14 protein-coding genes are annotated in these 18229 nt (G+C 50.8%); 11 read left to right on the top strand and 3 right to left on the bottom strand.

The annotated features are described in order from the left end of the window. Positions 1-215: 215 nt before the first annotated feature. The 3 genes from nth to VIS48_16315 all read right to left on the bottom strand — a co-directional run bounded on the left by nth (position 216) and on the right by VIS48_16315 (position 1854). On the bottom strand, positions 216-812 hold the full coding sequence (gene nth, locus VIS48_16325) for an endonuclease III (protein ID HEY9167721.1): 597 nt from the start codon (positions 810-812) through the stop codon (positions 216-218). Positions 813-919: 107 nt separating this feature from the next. Then, complete coding sequence (locus VIS48_16320) at positions 920-1156, bottom strand: hypothetical protein (protein HEY9167720.1); 237 nt, start codon at positions 1154-1156, stop codon at positions 920-922. 38 nt (positions 1157-1194) lie between these two features. Further along, positions 1195-1854, bottom strand: coding sequence for a hypothetical protein (locus VIS48_16315; protein HEY9167719.1), 660 nt, complete (start codon positions 1852-1854; stop codon positions 1195-1197). A 364-nt stretch (positions 1855-2218) separates the two neighbouring features. Between VIS48_16315 and VIS48_16310 the strand changes: the two genes are divergently transcribed. The 11 genes from VIS48_16310 to sprA all read left to right on the top strand — a co-directional run bounded on the left by VIS48_16310 (position 2219) and on the right by sprA (position 18229). Further along, positions 2219-2797 carry a biotin transporter BioY gene (locus VIS48_16310; protein HEY9167718.1) on the top strand — a complete coding sequence of 193 codons (579 nt, stop codon included), beginning with the start codon at positions 2219-2221 and terminating at the stop codon, positions 2795-2797. Beyond that, positions 2797-4344: an amino acid permease gene (locus VIS48_16305; protein HEY9167717.1), complete on the top strand. Its 1548-nt coding sequence runs from the start codon at positions 2797-2799 to the stop codon at positions 4342-4344. Before VIS48_16310 ends, VIS48_16305 begins: the two co-directional genes overlap by 1 nt. Before the next feature lie 210 nt (positions 4345-4554). Further along, positions 4555-6042: an amino acid permease gene (locus tag VIS48_16300; protein HEY9167716.1), complete on the top strand. Its 1488-nt coding sequence runs from the start codon at positions 4555-4557 to the stop codon at positions 6040-6042. 118 nt (positions 6043-6160) lie between these two features. Beyond that, a complete protein-coding gene (locus VIS48_16295; protein ID HEY9167715.1) occupies positions 6161-6580 on the top strand; it encodes an OsmC family protein in 420 nt (139 codons plus the stop codon). A 24-nt stretch (positions 6581-6604) separates the two neighbouring features. Then, positions 6605-7033 carry a VOC family protein gene (locus VIS48_16290; protein ID HEY9167714.1) on the top strand — a complete coding sequence of 143 codons (429 nt, stop codon included), beginning with the start codon at positions 6605-6607 and terminating at the stop codon, positions 7031-7033. A gap of 77 nt (positions 7034-7110) precedes the next feature. After that, a complete protein-coding gene (locus tag VIS48_16285; protein HEY9167713.1) occupies positions 7111-7752 on the top strand; it encodes a toll/interleukin-1 receptor domain-containing protein in 642 nt (213 codons plus the stop codon). 19 nt (positions 7753-7771) lie between these two features. Continuing rightward, complete coding sequence (locus VIS48_16280) at positions 7772-8704, top strand: metallophosphoesterase (protein HEY9167712.1); 933 nt, start codon at positions 7772-7774, stop codon at positions 8702-8704. A 165-nt stretch (positions 8705-8869) separates the two neighbouring features. Continuing rightward, positions 8870-9598 (top strand): alpha/beta hydrolase, encoded by a 729-nt coding sequence (locus VIS48_16275; GenBank protein HEY9167711.1) that lies wholly within the window; start codon positions 8870-8872, stop codon positions 9596-9598. 84 nt (positions 9599-9682) lie between these two features. Continuing rightward, on the top strand, positions 9683-10453 hold the full coding sequence (locus VIS48_16270) for a methyltransferase domain-containing protein (protein HEY9167710.1): 771 nt from the start codon (positions 9683-9685) through the stop codon (positions 10451-10453). A gap of 35 nt (positions 10454-10488) precedes the next feature. Next, on the top strand, positions 10489-10899 hold the full coding sequence (locus tag VIS48_16265) for a VOC family protein (GenBank protein HEY9167709.1): 411 nt from the start codon (positions 10489-10491) through the stop codon (positions 10897-10899). Between the two features lie 292 nt (positions 10900-11191). Beyond that, positions 11192-18229 carry a cell surface protein SprA gene (gene sprA, locus VIS48_16260; protein ID HEY9167708.1) on the top strand — a complete coding sequence of 2346 codons (7038 nt, stop codon included), beginning with the start codon at positions 11192-11194 and terminating at the stop codon, positions 18227-18229.

Raw genomic sequence — 18229 nt, 5'->3', positions numbered from 1 at the left:
CCGACATGAACATCCGATGTACATCATACGATGGGGCACGGCGCCAGATCCGCCGAGAATGCAGAGAATAAATATATTTCCCTCAGCGATTTTTGCGCTTTCGGCGCGGAGCGCCGTCCCGATATGGATTAAGTGTCACTCGGGACTCCGCGTTCTTTGCGGCCTTTGCGGTAAAACAAGCTCGGGGCTCGCCCGGAGAGATCAGTCGCCAGAATCTATTTGCCCCTTAACCTATTAACCTCTTTACCTCTTAACCTTCTTACCTTTCTTCCCTCTCCGCCGTTCTTCCGGTAGTACCCGCACACAGAACTCACCACACACTCCCTACAATGCGGATTCTTCGGTCTGCAGACCTCACGTCCGAGAATAGTCATTCCCATGCCCGCCTCCGTCCAATATTTTTGGGGGATGAATCGCATAAGCTCGGCTTCGATCTTGTCCGGCGCATTGCCACGCGCAATCCCGATTCTCGGCGCAACTCGCGCCACGTGCAGGTCGACAATCACTCCTTCAGGCTTTCCACCCGATTGGCTTATGATGACGTTTGCTGATTTTCTTCCAATCCCCGGAAGTTTCACGAGCTCTTCCATTGTCTCCGGTACATTCGAATCATCTCCGAGGATTCTGGCGATCGAAACGAGCCACTCAGATTTATGCCTGAAGTTGGTGATACCGTGGACATACGGAAAGAGATCTTCCGGAGATGCTTTGGATAACTCCTTCATCGATGGAAAGGCCGCAAAGAGTGCGGGTGCTATTTTGTTTATGAAAACGTCGGCACTTCGGGAAGAAAGAATCACGAGAACAACCAACTGGTATCTGTTTTTGAAATCGAGCGGGTGTTTCCTTCCCGAGTATTTCTGGAAAAGCGGGCGAAGGGCCCTGCCCCAATCAATGTCTTCCCGTTTCCGTCGTTGCTTCAGTTTGAAATCTCCACATCAATTTCGTAACCGAGGACTTTCGACATCCGATCGGACATTAACGACATCTGCAAATAAGTCGAGCTCAACACCTGAGCCTGCAGGCCGCATGCATCGCTTACGACTTGGGAAAGACCGGCCTTGTGCTGTCCCAGAAGGCGATGACGCCGCAGACGAAACGCCAGAACGTTCGACTCGCCGAATGTTTTGCTGGAAGACGGATTATTCCTCGCCACGAGATCCCTTTCCCATATCCAACCGCCGGATTAAACGGTCAAGATGAGACTTTGGTGATTCTATTCCTGTCTATCCAATACGCCCACGCGACGAGAAGCCACATGAAGATCCCTACAATTGCGAGCGCCTCGGTTGAAGGAGGGGGTGGACTCATAAGATCCGATGCGTAAGCAAGACCGAGAAAAAGCAAGAGTCCCCATAGCGCAAGTTTCCCTCTGAGATTTTTCGATTTTGTCGAGGCAATATAGATCCATGCACCCGCAACGAAAATAAATCCTTCGACGACGATCGTCAGAACCGTGGAGTTCCACATTCCGAGTCCCACTTTGACTTCGCTACCGGGATAGAGCGGGAGATCGGGAATGTGAGTAAGAAAATCGAGGATCCAGTGGCTAAACACAAGCAGCCCAAGAACAATTGATCCCCTCATATTTTTCCTGATCAGATAGTACGCGAAAGCGAACAGGAGCGACCATACAATAGAAGCGAGCAGGCTGTGGGAGAATGGATAGTAGGTAAAATGCAATGTGAGAAATGCGTCGTTGACGGGTGCGATCCGGACGCGCTCTATGCCCAGAAGCAGGAATACAGGCCAAAGGACATCGAGGAGTTGAGCGGCCAGAAACATTGTGCCGAGAGAGGGTCTGCTGTCAACCCTTTTTGCGGCAAACCCGACTCCGAAATGTCCAATGAACATATCCTTCTCCTTTTGTGTTCTCCTAACGACGCGACAATTTAACGAACAAAGTTTCTGGCGTCAACAATTGTCGAATTCCGGTCTTGCATCAAAAAAACACCGTTTGCCTGAAAGACCAGCATATCGCCGGTCGGCAAAATCTTGATTCTCAACAGGTGAGGTTATATTTTTTTGCTTAATGACTATAGACCCTTCGCGGATGAGTTTTCTCACAAACCAGTCTAAAGAGCTCTCAGCAGCGTCTCGCTCCATGCGAAGAACTGTCGTAATTCCCGTGCGACTCGGGAAATATTCCTACGGCCTGCGGTAGTACTAATTTGCGGCTGCCTGTCAGACCCGGAAGGGATTAAAAGCAGAGGAGAAAATGAAGTACAGTATTGAATCAATCAGGGCTGTCGATACGGACGTCGCCAGTGAGCTGGATCAGATAAAGAGCATTCTTCTCTTCACAGCTCTTACGACAATCGGCGCAAAAGTTTACATTCCACATGAGCCGGTCCCGTTTACTCTTCAGACACTTTTCGTAGTACTGTCCGGTGCATTTCTCGGGTGGCGCAACGGGATGATAAGCATGCTCCTCTATCTTCTCATCGGTGCAGCGGGGATTCCGATATTCGCCGGAGCCGGCGCAGGACTTCCGATTCTTTTTGGATCGACCGCGGGTTACCTTTTTGGTTTCGTGATCAGCGCGCTCGTCGTTGGCGTTATCATCGATTATAGTCCGTCGCTTGCATGGACGGTCATCTCCATGTTCGCGGGGTTCCTTATAATTTTCACGTGCGGCACGGTGTATTTAAATGCTGCGGTCTTTCACAACTGGCAGGTCTCAGTCACTCAGGGCTTTCTGATTTTCTCATACTGGGATTTAGTCAAGCTTGTTTCCGCTGTCGCGATATACCGCACACTCAGTCCGCGTTTCAAACAAATTCAACCGGAGGAATAATGGCATCAGAGCTTCTCGCCACAAAACCAATCGACCAAATACTCAAGGAGACGACCGACACCGAGCACGGGCTGAAACGATCCCTGGGACCGCTCAACCTCACAACTCTCGGCATTGGTGCAATCATAGGCGCAGGGATATTTGTTTTGACCGGAGCAGCGGCGGCAAAGTATGCCGGACCTGCAATCGTCCTTTCGTTCGTGCTTGCCGCAACCGCGTGCGTCTTCGCGGGTCTTTGTTACGCCGAATTTGCGTCCCTTATCCCGATTGCCGGCTCGGCTTACACTTACGGTTATGCGACCCTCGGAGAAATATTCGCGTGGATAATCGGGTGGGATTTGATACTTGAATACGCTTTCGGTGCGGCAACTGTCGCTTCCGGTTGGAGCGGATATCTGCTTAGCTTGCTCGGGGACTTTGGCATTTTTCTTCCGCCGCAATTATCCGGCGCGCACGGTGAGATGATGGTAATGTTCAATGGACACTGGGAGAGGCTTGCTCGCGTGAAAGACAGTCTCGCTTCAATGCATATAGATCCGATGACTCTTCCGCATCTTGCAGCTCAATTCAACATTCTCGCCGCAATAGGCATTATAGGTGTGACTATAATTCTCGTGATCGGAATTAAAGAGTCGGCAAATTTCAATACTACCATCGTGATTGTAAAAGTCGCGATCGTACTGGTGTTCATCGCGATTGCAGGCGCGTTTGTTATTCAGCATCCTGACACGACCATCAAAGTGAACTGGAAGCCGTTCATTCCTCCAAACGCGGGCGAGTTCGGCAAATACGGCTGGTCGGGAATTGCGAGAGCGGCAAGCGTAATTTTCTTCGCGTATATAGGCTTTGATGCTGTATCCACCGCAGCCCAGGAAGCCAAAAACCCTCAGAAAGACATGCCAATCGGCATAATGGGATCTCTGATCATCTGCACAATCCTATATATAGTCGTATCCGGGTTGCTGACGGCCATCGTCCCATATACGAGCCTGAATGTTTCCGATCCGGTCGCGATCGGGATCGACGCCACAGGTGTAAGATGGGGAAGCCTCCTGGTAAAAGTTGGCGCGATCTTCGGCCTTGCGACGGTAATGCTCGTCATGCTCCTCGGGCAGTCGCGGGTGTTTTACTCCATGTCCAATGACGGTCTTCTCCCGAAGTGGGCGAGTAAAGTTCACCCGAAGTTTCGCACACCGTGGATCTCTACGATGGTGGTAGGCGCGTTTGTGGCGATATTCGCCGCGTTAATACCGATCGATCTTCTTGGTGAACTTGTAAGTATCGGAACTCTTCTCGCTTTTGTAATTGTTAGCGCAGGCGTGTGGATCCTTCGCAGGAGGAGACCTGAAATTCCGCGGCCGTTCAAAACTCCATGGGTACCGTTCGTTCCGATAATGGGAATAGTCGTTTCGGGTCTCTTGATGCTCAGCCTTCCGATCGATACATGGATCCGGCTCGTCGTCTGGCTGATTGTGGGTCTACTGATATATTTCCTGTATGGTCGAAACCACAGCAAAGTGAGAGCAGCGCTGCATAAATCAAACTGAGGCGAGGGAGAAATTCGGAGTGATAAACTCTAAATCCGATTTTCCAAATCATAGACAAACTCAAATTCTTAAACGGTAAGATCCAAAACACCTTGCGTTTCATATTTCTGTCATTTGAATTTTGATTTTGTTTGGACTTTAGCGCTTTAGATTTAGTATTTAATCGCTGGTCTCAGTTTCCCGTTCAATTAATCACCGATGAGGCGTAATATGAGCGCGGTAGATCCTCTTCCTCAGAAGGAGTTTAAGCGCGAGCTGAAACTTCTCGACTCTACTATGATTGTGATCGGGTCGATGATCGGATCGGGGATTTTCATCGTGAGCGCCGACATCGCGAGAACGGTAGGCTCTCCCGGCTACTTGCTCCTTGTCTGGATCATCACCGGAGCCGTGACGGTGATCGGTGCGCTGAGTTATGGCGAGCTCGCCGGCATGATGCCGCATGTCGGCGGACAGTACGCTTACCTTCGCGAAGCATATAATCCTCTTACGGGATTCTTATACGGATGGACGCTCTTCCTCGTCATACAGACAGGAACGATCGCAGCTGTCGCGGTCGCATTCGCAAAGTTTACGGCCGTCCTCATTCCATGGTTCAGTGACTCGAACGTAATTCTCGCAGTCGGCTCGTTGAAGATTTCAGCCGGCCAGCTCCTCGCAATAGCGAGCATAGCGCTTCTCACGTTTATCAACGCTAACGGTATCCGACAGGGAAAAATTCTTCAGAACATTTTTACGATTACTAAAACCGCCGCGCTGATCGGACTCATCTTGCTCGGCATCTTTATCGGAAGGAACGCCGGAGCTGTCGCGCAAAATCTTGCGAACTTTTGGAGTGCATCGTGGACGCACATGGAAGGCGGAAAGATCGTTCTCATCGAATCTCTCTCCGGTCCCATGCTTCTCGCAGCAATCGGCGTCGCGATGGTGGGATCCCTCTTTTCAAGCGACGCGTGGTACGACATTACGTACGCTGCAGGAGAAGTCGTCAATCCGAAGAAGACGATTCCACTCAGTCTCCTCTTAGGTACACTGACAGTGTCAATACTTTACCTCCTCGCGAACGTTGCCTATATCTTCTCACTTCCTTTGATCGGATCATCGGAAGGTCATGGAGTACTCGCACAGGGGATCCAGTTCGCGGCGGACGACAGAGTTGGAACTGCAGCAGCAGCGATGGTATTTGGCGCTCCGGCCGCGATAATCATGGCGATCCTAATAATGATTTCGACGTTCGGCTGCAATAACGGCCTGATACTTGCCGGACCGAGAGTCTACTACGCGATGGCAAGAGACAAGGTATTCTTTAGTGGAGCCGGAAGACTTAATTCGAAGTCTGTGCCCGGTATCGCACTTGTCGTACAGGGAATCTGGGCGAGTCTTCTATGTCTGTCCGGCACGTACAGCGATCTACTCGACTACGTGATTTTCGCTGTCCTCATTTTCTTCATACTCACCATCTCCGCGATATTCGTACTCAGGAAGAAGCGGCCTGATACCGAACGGCCGTATAAAGCTTTCGGCTACCCGGTTGTACCCGGCTTGTACATTATCGTTGCCGCTGCGATTGCGGTCGATCTGCTCATTTTCAAACCGCGCTATACGTGGCCGGGTGTAATAATCGTCCTCTGCGGAATTCCTGCTTATTATCTCTGGAAGAATTTGAGGAAGAATCCTGACAGCGAGAAAAACGCTTAGCCAGTAGTCGCGATCGTATCGAGCCTGACGTTACATCAGGCCGTGCTAATCGCGTAGGCTGCCCGGTCGTTCCAACGGCGTCCTACATTTGTATTTCAAACTTCGGGAGGTCCTTCGAATGAAGATGACCGCTCAAATAAAAAACAGCTCAGGAATCCACGAGGTCAGCTTAAAGACAAACGAGAACGCGCGCGCGCTAGATGTTCCGCCGAAGTCAAACAGTTTTGGCTCGAGCGTAAACGGTGGCGAGTTTCTTTTCCTCGCGCTTGCCACGTGCTATTGCAACGACATTTACCGGGAGGCGGCAAAAAAGGGCATGAAGGTCGAAGGCGTGGAAGTAAGTGTGACCGGCGATTTCGGTGCGGAGGGCGAACCGGCGAAGAACGTTACATACGATGCCAAGGTACGCGCTCACGCGAGCGAAGAGGATATATTAGAACTGATGAAGTACACAGACACAGCGGCAGAGATACACAATACACTTCGGGCCAAAACGCAGATGTCGCCGGGTCGTTTTGAGGCGGTCTCGGTTCAATGAACCGAAGGTGGAAAGGAGATGCAGATGTCCGACAATTATCCAGGAGTCATCCCGATGGTTGCTTACGAGGACGGCCCCGCCGCGCTTGACTGGCTCGCAAGAGCATTTGGTTTCAAGGAACGAACGCGGCACTTCGCGCCGGACGGTAGAATGGACCACGGCGAGATGGACACCGGCTCGGGAGTAATAATGTTGGCCACACCGACCCGAGATTACGAAAGTCCGCGTCATCATCGCGAGCATTGCGACACGGCGAGAACGTGGGCGACAGTACCATGGATTGTCGACGGTGTTCTTGTTTATGTCGAAGACGTGGACGCGCATTACCGGCGCGCGAAACAGGAAAGCGCGAGAATACTCACCGAGCCGGAAGGTGACTTCCCCGGCCGTCGATATAGAGTTGAGGATATCGAAGGACACCGCTGGATGTTCATGGAGCGCGAAAAGAAATGAAAGTCAGCAAAAGTGATGCAAGCGAAGCGTCTTCGCGAGTAACGCGGGAACAATGGGATTAGCGACACGTGAGCGGATTGAAATTATTTCTGAGTTATCATTCTTCAGACAAAAAGATTGCAGGCGAGATCAAGACTTCCCTCAAGGAATACGGACTTGATGTCTTTCTTGCGCACGAGGACATAGAGCCTGCGGAAGAATGGCAGAGCCGTATTCTATCGGAACTGAAAAAGACAGACATATTTCTTCCTCTCCTTACCGGAAAATTCACAACTTCCAAGTGGACTGCCCAGGAATGCGGTGTTGCGGTAGCAAGCGGGACATTCATTGTGTCACTTAAAGTTGACATCGACCCTTTCGGTTTCCTGTCAAGATACCAGGCTTTCAATTTCCGGACTGAGAATATCGCCAGGTCATGCGCCGGGATTGCGAGGGTCATACACAAGAACACGAGCTTTCGGAAGCGGTTCCTCGATGGCCTGATACACTCTTTCTCGCGTTCAGACACATTCGAAGAAGCAAAAGAAAGAGCAACCCTCCTGAACGATTTTGCAGGTTACAACAGCAGGCAGGTAAACGATGTCTTCAGAGCAGCGGTGGATAATTCACAGATTCGCCGGTCATTCGGCGCCCGGAGACAACTTGACATTTTCCTTAAACGGAATAGTGGGAAAGCAGATGAGGCTTTGTTAAGGTCGTACGAGAAGACGAGGTCTTAGCGGGGATCCGGACTACCCGATGCGACTAAGAATTTTGCTCCTCGCCTTCGTTATGCCTGCGATCTCAATGGCGCAGACTGGTTCGACACAGTCCGTGCTCATTTTTGTTTCCGACACCCAGTCACCGCTCCCCTTCGAGCGTCTGTATCCCAATTACTCGGACAATGAACGCGCCACTCAGATGATCCTAGCAGATATTCTCGATGAGAAGAACGTCGAAGCAGTCATTCACGCCGGCGACATAACCGGATATGGCTCCTCAAGAAAACAATGGCTTCCTGTATTGCCTTTTCTTGACACACTTCATTCGAGAAGAATTCCTTTCGTTTCAGCAAAAGGCAACCATGATTACTATTTCCTCCCTTCTGAAGCTATGAAGTTCTTCAAGAAATATGTCCCCGAAAGTTCTTCCGATTATTCAATGCACCAGTTCGGACCCGTCGCGATAGTAATTCTCAATTCAAACTTTGACCGGCTGAAGAAAAGTGAAATTGCAGCAGAGGAATCCTGGTATTCCTACGCTCTTAAGACGTGCGAGTCTGATACGGCAATTCGATTCGTAATAAGCGTCGACCACCATCCTCCACACACAAACAGCGCCGCGGTCTCCGGCTCGAACGATGTTCGAAAATATTTTCTTCCCGCTTTTTTCAGCTCGCGCAAATCGGTACTCTTCGTCTCCGGCCACGCGCACCGGTTCGAGCATTTTCAGCTAAACGGAAAGGACTTCCTTGTCATTGGAGGAGGGGGCGGCGTGTTTCAAGACGAGAGATCAAAACCGGTTGAGAAAGATCTGTACACAGGAAGCGATCAAGGAAAATTCTTCCACTATGTCAGGTGCATTACTTCAAGCGACTCTCTCATTTTTCAGGTTATCCGAGTTATCCCGAAATCGGGTTTGACCGAGAGCGCGTACACCTTCACATTAAGGAATCAAGAGGGTTCTAATTAAAACCCGTTGGATTATTCTCCGACCGCCGCTTCGTCTACAGCCCGGAAACCATCGTGCGTTATTAATGCGATTGACCAGAAGTTTGACTCTTCCACAGGTGATGTTTAACATCATTCGTGGTAACGATTGAAGTAATTCACAACATATCAATTGTCAGTTGCGGCCGTGATCTCTGAGACCTGCAGGGAATACGGGAAGAAACCGTTTACTGTGGTGGTAGTGCACGGCGGCCCGGGTGCTGTCGGCGATATGTCTGACCTTGCGGAAAAGTTGGCGGAACGGTTCGGCATTATAGAGCCACTCCTATGCTCGGATTCCATCCAAGCACAAGTCCAGGAACTATCCTATCATATTCAGGAGAGATGCGATTACCGACCCGTTATTCTAATCGGCCACTCATGGGGAGCATGGTTGAGTTTTATATTCACCGGTAGATTTTCCAGGGAGGTGCGCAAGCTGATCCTTGTCAGCGCCGGCGCTTTCGAAAAGAAATATAGTTCCAATCTGACAAAGTTGAGATTGAGTCGCTTGTCGCAAAAGGAAAGACTTGAGACCTTAGAGCTCATGGATAGAATCGCAAATCCTGTCCCCGATCCTGAGATTTCAGGCAGCTTCAGAAGATTCGGCGAGCTGATGACCAAGGCTGATTCATTCGATCCCGAGATGGGAGTGGAAAATGTCGACTTCCGATCGAGTGTTTACAGATCCGTCTGGGCGGAAGCCGAAGTGCTGAGGGACAGCGGAACACTTCTCGAGATGGGGCGGAGAATCTCATGTCCGGTTTCAGCCATTCACGGCGACTACGATCCCCATCAAGCTGCCGGCGTCTGCGAACCGCTCTCAAAGGTGCTCCTCGATTTTAGATTCCATCTTCTGGAAAGATGCGGCCACTAACCCTGGAGAGAAAAGGAAGCCTCAAAACAATTCTATGACATCCTTGCGCGCGAGATTGAGAATTCGTAGGACTGGGATCTTAAAATGTTGAAATGGAATCCTCACGAGTATCTGAAGTTTGCGGGTGAACGGACGCGCCCCTCAGTTGACTTAGCCGCAAGGATTGAAATCGAGAATCCTCGCTCGATCATAGATATAGGCTGCGGCCCGGGGAACAGCACACAGGTCCTCCGCAGCCGCTGGCCCGCCGCGAAGATCATCGGACTCGACAGTTCAGCCGAGATGATCGCACGTGCCTCGAAAGATTTTCCCGAATCGGAATGGATCACGGCTGACGTTTCGAGCTACAGTTTTCCGACGAAACACGATATTGTATTTTCCAATGCGGCGATCCAGTGGATACCTGATCACGATGAGCTTCTTCCACGACTGATGGATGCCGTTTCGAGTGGCGGCGTATTTGCAGTACAGGTTCCTTCCGACGCTGGTTCGCCTTTGCGGCTGGCTCTTCTCGAAGTTTCGGCACGACCGGAGTGGAACCGGTTCGTGGCGGGCGCGGAGAAACTCGCCGCGTACCATGATGCAGACTATTATTACAATATCCTCGCACCGATCTCTTCGAAGTTCGATCTCTGGGAAACGACTTATTACCACTTGCTCGATTTCCATAAAGGACTCGTGGAATGGTATAAAGGCACCGGGATGAGACCATTTCTCGAAAGAATTCCTGACGAAAAGATGAAAATCGAATTTCAAAACCAAATTCTCAATGAATGCGTTAAAGCTTATCGGATCCAGGATAACGGGAAACTCCTCTACCCGTTCAAAAGGACTTTCTTTATTGCCACGAAGTAGAGGAGTTTACTCATGAATCGGGAGGAAGCGACTACATGAAACGGGTCACAGGAATCGGAGGAGTGTTTTTCAAGTGCGAGAATCCCGCTACGGTTCTCGAATGGTACAACAAGCATCTCGGAATATCACCCGTGGGAATTGGAACTGTTTTTGAGTGGCGGGAGAAAGAAGATCCGGGCAGGATTGGCCATAGCGTGCTCGCCTTTTTCGATAAGGACAATGAGTACTTCCTTCCGGGTAAAAAGGAATTCATGCTGAACTATCGGGTAGAAGAAATCGAGACGCTTATCGAGCAGCTCAGGTCCGAAGGCGTGGAGATCGCCGAAGGTATTGAGACTTACGACTACGGAAAGTTTGCCTGGATAATTGACCCGGAAGGCAATAAGATCGAGTTATGGGAGCCGAACGACATGGAGTTTCGCAAGGCCAACGGCCTGAAGGATTGAGGCCCAGACCGGAAGTCGGATGGAAAGTACCGCCGTTTAAAACGGATTTAGAGGATTATCGGCACAGCGGCCAGATAATGTGCATTGTCACATCACATAACGTCATTATTTCCTCAGGAATCAAATCGCGCTGATCGCACGTCGGAGGCACAAGAGGTTTGCTTGATATTTACTGCAGGCTTTGATATTTTTTTCACACAAACTTTCTATCAAAACCGACGGAGCTGGACACATACAGATTGCTAAGGAATTAGAAACTAGAACTCACTGAGGTATCAACTTAGCACTCTGCATGGTGGAAGGTTTCAGGAACCACATAAGCCGTATTGCGTTTCCAACGCTACTGGTTCTGGGCATCGGCTCGGGGGCGGGGTCATTTCTCGATTCATCAATCTCAAAGAGTCCCCCGAGATTAGCCGAGAATAAGTCGGGCTCGGATTTCGAGAAGAAAGCGTACGACGTTCCTGACGGAACCGGATTCGTGAGCAATGAATATCGCGACGCTTACGCGCTCCCCGTTGCATACCATCCAGAAGCGGGGCTCGATTTTCCGGCCAGGGACACAAGTATCGCTGCTCCTCGTAACACCACGAGACAGAGCACGCATCCTGACACATCGGTTTCGAAACCAGCCGGTCGGCAAGCGATCCAGCAGGCCTCACCCGATACTACTTCTCGCCTGCCGGTCGGTCGCTCTAACCTCGACTCGCTATCGGCGCATTTCAGAACCGACACGCTGGCGGCGAGAACCGACACGACTTCCCTAGATTCACTAAAGCTTTCGGTATGGCTCTCAACGATAAGACGCGATCATCCCCAGGCGAATACCTTTGAGGGTTACCATTATCCGCTTTTTCTCTATTCCAACATCATTCAGCATACCGCCACTTTTGACAGCAGCGGCGAATACGCGGAAGTACGACAGACCCTCCTAGGCAAAGACATCAGGATGCCGATCGACGTGCCACTCGATGAGTACGTCAAACTCGAAGAGAATCAATTCATCAAAAGGAATTGGGAAGATCTCGCGCATGCTTATACTGCTAAGACCTCCGACCAGCTCGGTTCTCTCATGGCCGGTATGACAAATATAGATATTCCCATTCCGCCCAACCCGGTCCTGAGCATTTTTGGTCCCCCCAGGATCAACCTCAAGATTTCAGGCGCTGTAGACATACACGGGGCTTGGCGGAATCAAAAGACAAACACACAGACGTTGTCTGCGCTCGGCAATGTGACGAACCAGCCCGACTTCAAGCAGGACGTGCAGATCAACGTCGACGGCACGGTTGGCGACAAGCTCGCGATCGGTGCGAACTGGGACACACAAAATCAATTCGATTATGAGAACCAGCTGCACATAAAGTACACAGGTTACGACGACGAAATTGTAAAAAGCGTAGAGGCCGGGAACGTTTCGATGAGCACAAACTCTTCATTCATCGGGAGCAGCCAGGCACTATTCGGCATTAAGTCTCAAATGCAATTCGGGCCAATGACACTGACGGCGCTCGCGAGCCAGCAGAAAGCGCAGGGAAAGACTTTAACTGTTAGTGGCGGGTCGCAAGCACAGACGTTCACTCTTCACGCGTATGATTTTGCTCAGAACCATTTCTTCCTCGACACAATTTACATTCACGGCACGGCGCCCAATACCGGATATGAAAACCACTACACACTACCCGGACAGCCTTTCGACCAAAACCTCTACGTCACGGAATATGAAGTGTGGATTCAGATTCCGACCCAGCAGCCCGGCAATACCGATTTGAGAGATGGAGTGGCGGTTATGGATCTTCCTCCCATAACCAACTACAGCCTTTACGATTCTCTCCGCAGAGCGCTGACGATCACGCAGGTCAACGGATCCATTGAGGCCGGAAAATTCATAAAGCTTCTTTCCAACCAGTTTTTGATCGACCCTCAAACCGGTGTTCTCACTCTACTCACGTCGGTGCAACCAGGTCAGGCAGTAGCTGTTGCATACAAGAGGCAGAACGGCGATGTTTTTGGAACATTTACTTACCTCGATTCAAGCTCCACGAAACCGCAGCGACTGGTACTGAAACTGGTGAAGCCAGGATACCCACAGTCAACTTTCAAGGAAGCGTGGGAGATGCAGCTCAGGAATATTTATCCTACCGGCGGCCTCAATCTGTCACCGACGTCGCTTGAAAAAGTCCAGATCAACTACATGGCTGCAGGTCAGACCGGCCAGACTACCGTCACTGGCAATACTCTGAACCTGCTGCAGATATTCGGAGTAGACAAGACCGGTCAAGGTGGTACAGGCGGACCGGATGGCAACTTCGACATAAATTCAGGCATTGATATCGATCTTACGTCCGGTGAAATAATCTTCCCTTTCCTTCGGCCTTTCGATGAGGCGTTCAGACAAAGTGGTGACCTTGCAATACCAGGTGGCGACACGCTGGCTTATACTTCGATCTACGATACGACCCTTGAGGTGGCCCAGAACGACGGTGTCCACGATAAGTTTACAATTACCGGACAGTACACCAGTTCGGTTTCCTCGCATTACACTCTCGGATTCAATCTTGTGCAGGGCAGTGTTAAAGTCCTTTTGAACGGCAACGCTCTCACCCCCGACCAGGATTACACGGTAGATTATATAACCGGAGATGTAAATATAAAGAACCAAGGCGCACTCCAACCCGGTGCCAACGTGCAGATCCAATATGAAACAAACGACATTTTCCAGATCGCGTCGAAATCGCTCGTCGGTTTGCGGGGCGATCTGAAGATAAACGACCAGACCAACCTCGGCCTGACATTGATGAATTTCTCACAGCAATCGCCGAACGACAAAGTGAGACTCGGCGAGGAGCCGATGAGCAATACAATCATGGGCGCCGACGCTGGAACTACGATAGACATGCCGTTCGTTACGAAAGCGCTCGACGCACTTCCGCTTATACAGACCGCTGCTCCGTCAAGACTCACGCTCCACGGAGAGGCCGCCTATATGCTCCCCAATCCTAACACTCGCACCAGCGTGATTGCCTCCGACAATGGTCAGGGAATTGCATACATAGACGATTTCGAAGGAGCGAAGAGGATAATATCTCTGCCGATATCGTATTCCAGCTGGACCCTTGCAAGTCCGCCTACAGCTTCCCCGCTCGATTCCCTTTTTCCCGGAATACCCGACTCGGTCAAGAATGACTACAGAACATGGACATACTGGTACAACGTAACACCTGCCGACGTTTACGCTAAGGACATTTGGCCCCAGAAGAATCTTCCCGCCGATCAGCAATTCCAGACTGTAATGAACGTTTCTATTGACGACACTGTCAGAGGCCAGTACAACCGGGCTGTCAATCTGGATGCGACAATGAGGAAAGACCGGACTCTCGATTGGGGCGGCATGATGACGCTGCTCTCAGGTAACGCGACAAATCTTACGACTCAGAATATCAACTACATTGAGATATGGATGCAGATTAACAGCGCCCCGGGAAACGGAACTATGTACATCGATCTGGGACAGGTCAGTGAAGACATAATTGGAGACCATGTGCTTCACACTGAAGACGCCACGGGCAATCAAACACTTCAGAGCGGGTTTGATTTGGGAATCGATCTTCAAAAAGACAACCAGGAGGAACAGAACTATCCGTGGATCACTGACCGTCCGATCACGCTTCCCGACGGGACTATTACGAATGATCCCGAAGGTGATGACTATTACTTTTATCTTAAAAGTCCTCCAGAAAACTCTGACTTCACCCATGTAAACGGAACAGAAGGAAACAGCGTCAACGAGGCAGGAAAATTCCCAGACACGGAAGACTTGAACCATAATGGCCAGCTCGATGTCGCAAACAACTACTACAGGTATGCGGTCAGGCTTGACACGACGAAGAACCAGTTTATTGCGGGAGGCGGATCAAAAGGATGGTACCAGTATATCATTCCGTTGCAAGACTATCAGAAAATCGTCGGGAGCCCGAGTTTGGATCTTGTCCAATTCATCCGCGTTTGGTTTTCGGGAATGACAGGACCGATGAAGATCAGGATTGCAGAGATGAACTTTATCGGAAATTACTGGAGGACTCCGGACCAGAATGATACGACCATGCAGGCGTCAGTCGTCAATGTGTTCGACAATCCGGGATACACCCCTCCCGCTCCGGGACTTCAACCGGTGGACCATTCCAATCCGACACAGAACGTGCTTCTTAATGAGCAATCGCTCTCGCTTGTCTTGAACGGTCTGAAGGATGGCGACAACCGGTACGTTTACAAGACTTTTCCGCAGGCGCTCGACATGTTCAACTACCACACGATGAAGTTCTTCGTACACGGAGACCCGAAATTTAATTATATCGATTCTACAAATTACGACGCGGATGTATATGTAAGGTTCGGAGGGGACTCGCTGAATTTCTACGAGTACAGGCAGCCGGTCAGGAAGGGCTGGCAGGATATCAGCATCGATTTCGCCAAACTCACCGCAAAGAAACAGACCCGGGACACAGTCACCGCGGTTCTTGCACATTCGCCTGCTGAAAACGGCATAGTCGGGTCGACATACTGGCTCCAGGGAAATCCATCGCTGCAGAGCATCTCTTATTTTCAAATTGGAATTGAAAATCCGAGGAATTCCGGCACGACATCTCCGCTCTACGGCGCAGTCTGGATCGACGAGCTGCGCCTTACAAACGTGGACAACACACCCGGCGGAGCGTACCGGTTCGATTCGAATATTCTTTTCGCCGACGTCGGTAGTTTGAGTTTCAATTACTCGAAGACCGACCCGTATTTCCATTCGCTCACGAACCAGTTCGGTTCCAGGAACACCACAAGCAACTGGGGGATCAGCGGCTCGTTCAGTCTTGAAAGACTGCTTCCGCGCGAATGGGTCGGCACGTCGATACCTTTCACGTACACGCACAACGAGAACTTCTCGAATCCGCTGTACCTGCCGAACAGCGATATACTTGTCAGCGCTGCAGTCGCGCAGCGCGCCGATTATCTCGTGACGCAGAAAGGATACTCCAGAAGCGCAGCAGCGGCAGCAGCCGACAGTCTCCTCGTCAGCTCACAGGCCCTCACAGTAAACGATTCCTGGGCGATTCCAGGAATGAAGATCGCCTTCCCAAGTTCAAAGTGGTACGTGAAAGATATTCTCGACGCTCTCACTTTCGGATTCAACTGGAACGGATCCAATTACCGCGACCCGCAAAGAAAAAGCGGGAACAGCTGGGCATGGAATTTTAACAGCGGATATTCGGTCTCACTCGATCCGCTTGCGTATTTCACGCCGTTCCCGTCGAAGACACTCAACAAAGGAACACCATCATCAGATTTCCAGATCAGGTATCTCCCCAACACTATCAACTTCTCCATGTCCGCGAGCAGGAGTCTCACGACCGAACAGTACTGGGTTCAGTCGGCTGAGAGAATCTCGCCTAACTTTACAGCTCAGAGGTCCGGCGGAATCAACTGGCGGCTGACGAACAACGGGCTACTGAACCCGACATTCGATTACAGGTTCAACGTCGGGAGTTCTCTTCTCTATGCCGACGCCGACACCTTGAATCATCCGTACAGAAATTCTTACGTGTTCAGACAGATTTTCCTGAATAATGGGCTGATAAACTTTGGCCAGGACAACAATTTCAGCGAAAGCTTTTCCATAGCGACACAGCCAAAACTCCCGTTCGACATGGGGAAATATTTCGATCTACAGAGCGGATACAGCTCGCAATACCAGTGGATTTATTCCCCTCAACAGGGCGCCCTCGGCAGAGGAGCTGGCGTGAACTCGTCGCTTCAACTGGGGACGTCCGTGAGACTGAAAATGTTGTCGGACTCGTGGTTCGGGGGCGAAACTGCGGCGACGCAGCAGCAGCCAACCCAGCCGGCGCCCCAGCAGCCGCAACAGCCACAACAGCCTACAAGACGCGGACATGGACGCGAAGAATTTTCAAGCGTGGATACCACTACTTCCACATCAGGGAAGGGCGGAGGCATCGGAGGAATACTCAACGTCATAATAAAAGAACCGTTCCTGAATTTCGATAACATATCCATAAACTTCTCATCGGCGAATTCATCGCAGAATGGCGGGCTGCCGAGTCTCCGGCCGGGCATGGGCAATTTCTTCAGGTTCCCTTTCATACAGGAAAGCACACCCGAGCTCGGACCTTCCCAACTGTACCAGCTTGGTCTCATATCCGACCCGTACGGTAAACTGAACCTCATCAGGACAAAAGGTTTCCCGTTCTTCGTGTTCGACATGACACCGGGGAGAAGATTGCATCAAAACGGAATAAGTATCACAGACAACTTCTCCAATAATAACAACGTCGACCTGAAGACCTCACGGGATTTGTGGAAAGGCGCAAGGATCGACCTGTCATGGCACCTGGCATGGACATATACGAGAAACACAGTTTATGTCACCGACTCGCTCGGGAACCTCACTCCCCAGTCCGTAATGGTCACCGGCCAGGTCACACGCAGCTTCTTGACGATTCCGCCGGTCCTTATATTCTCTTCCTTCAAGAGCGGTATTGGACAGGTTGCCACGATCTACAAGAACTTGCTGGCGGATCCGACCGACACTCGCACTGGCGATCAGAAATTATCTCAGGCATTCGTCCAGGGATTCGAGACGCTGCCGATACTGGACAAGATCTTCGGATCATACATGCCGCGTGTGAATTATGCTTTTCACTGGGACGGTCTCGAACAGCTTCCGCTTTTCAGCAATTTCGCCTCGCGCGTCAGTATCGATCACTCATACCAATCGACCTACTCACAGAACTGGCACAGTACTTCGGGCACTCAAGTGACCGACGCCCAAACGCTCTCATACGGTTTCCAGCCGCTCCTTGGTCTGAATATCGCGTACAAAATTTTCGGAGACGCCTCAGTGACGAGCTCGATACTGTACAACACCAGCACGCAATTCAACCTCAGCCCGTCGGCGCAAACGATCGCGCAGTCAAATACCAGCCAGCTAACGATCACTGCGGACTATTCCAAGAGAGGAATGTCTATTCCCCTTTTCGGTTTAAATCTCCAAAACGATATTGACATAAGCGTGAGTATCTCAAGCTCGCTGACGAACCGCTCGTCGTACAATTCTGATAATATCGGTTCCGGCGGTACGCCGATCGACGGCACCAACCAGACTACCATCGAGATAAGATTCAAGTACGCCATAAGCCAGAGGGTTACGGCCGCGGTGTTTTACACGAACACCAAAACAACTCCGACGGTACCTGCATCGCCGATACCCGGCACGACGACAAACGAAGCGGGCGTCGATGTCCACGTTTCAATCGCGGGATAA

The organism is Candidatus Kryptoniota bacterium (assembly GCA_036567965.1).
Taxonomy (GTDB): Bacteria; Bacteroidota; Ignavibacteria; order Kryptoniales; family JAKASW01; genus JAKASW01.
The sequence above is the reverse complement of the archived record's forward strand: the minus strand, read 5'-3'. Positions and strand labels throughout refer to the sequence as shown.

Coding starts and splice junctions, on each gene's coding strand:
- VIS48_16315 (HEY9167719.1), bottom strand. CDS start 1,854: ATGTTCATTGGACATTTCGGAGTCGGGTTTGCCGCAAAAAGGGTTGAC.
- VIS48_16310 (HEY9167718.1), top strand. CDS start 2,219: ATGAAGTACAGTATTGAATCAATCAGGGCTGTCGATACGGACGTCGCC.
- VIS48_16305 (HEY9167717.1), top strand. CDS start 2,797: ATGGCATCAGAGCTTCTCGCCACAAAACCAATCGACCAAATACTCAAG.
- VIS48_16300 (HEY9167716.1), top strand. CDS start 4,555: ATGAGCGCGGTAGATCCTCTTCCTCAGAAGGAGTTTAAGCGCGAGCTG.
- VIS48_16295 (HEY9167715.1), top strand. CDS start 6,161: ATGAAGATGACCGCTCAAATAAAAAACAGCTCAGGAATCCACGAGGTC.
- VIS48_16290 (HEY9167714.1), top strand. CDS start 6,605: ATGTCCGACAATTATCCAGGAGTCATCCCGATGGTTGCTTACGAGGAC.
- VIS48_16280 (HEY9167712.1), top strand. CDS start 7,772: ATGCGACTAAGAATTTTGCTCCTCGCCTTCGTTATGCCTGCGATCTCA.
- VIS48_16270 (HEY9167710.1), top strand. CDS start 9,683: ATGTTGAAATGGAATCCTCACGAGTATCTGAAGTTTGCGGGTGAACGG.
- VIS48_16265 (HEY9167709.1), top strand. CDS start 10,489: ATGAAACGGGTCACAGGAATCGGAGGAGTGTTTTTCAAGTGCGAGAAT.
- sprA (HEY9167708.1), top strand. CDS start 11,192: ATGGTGGAAGGTTTCAGGAACCACATAAGCCGTATTGCGTTTCCAACG.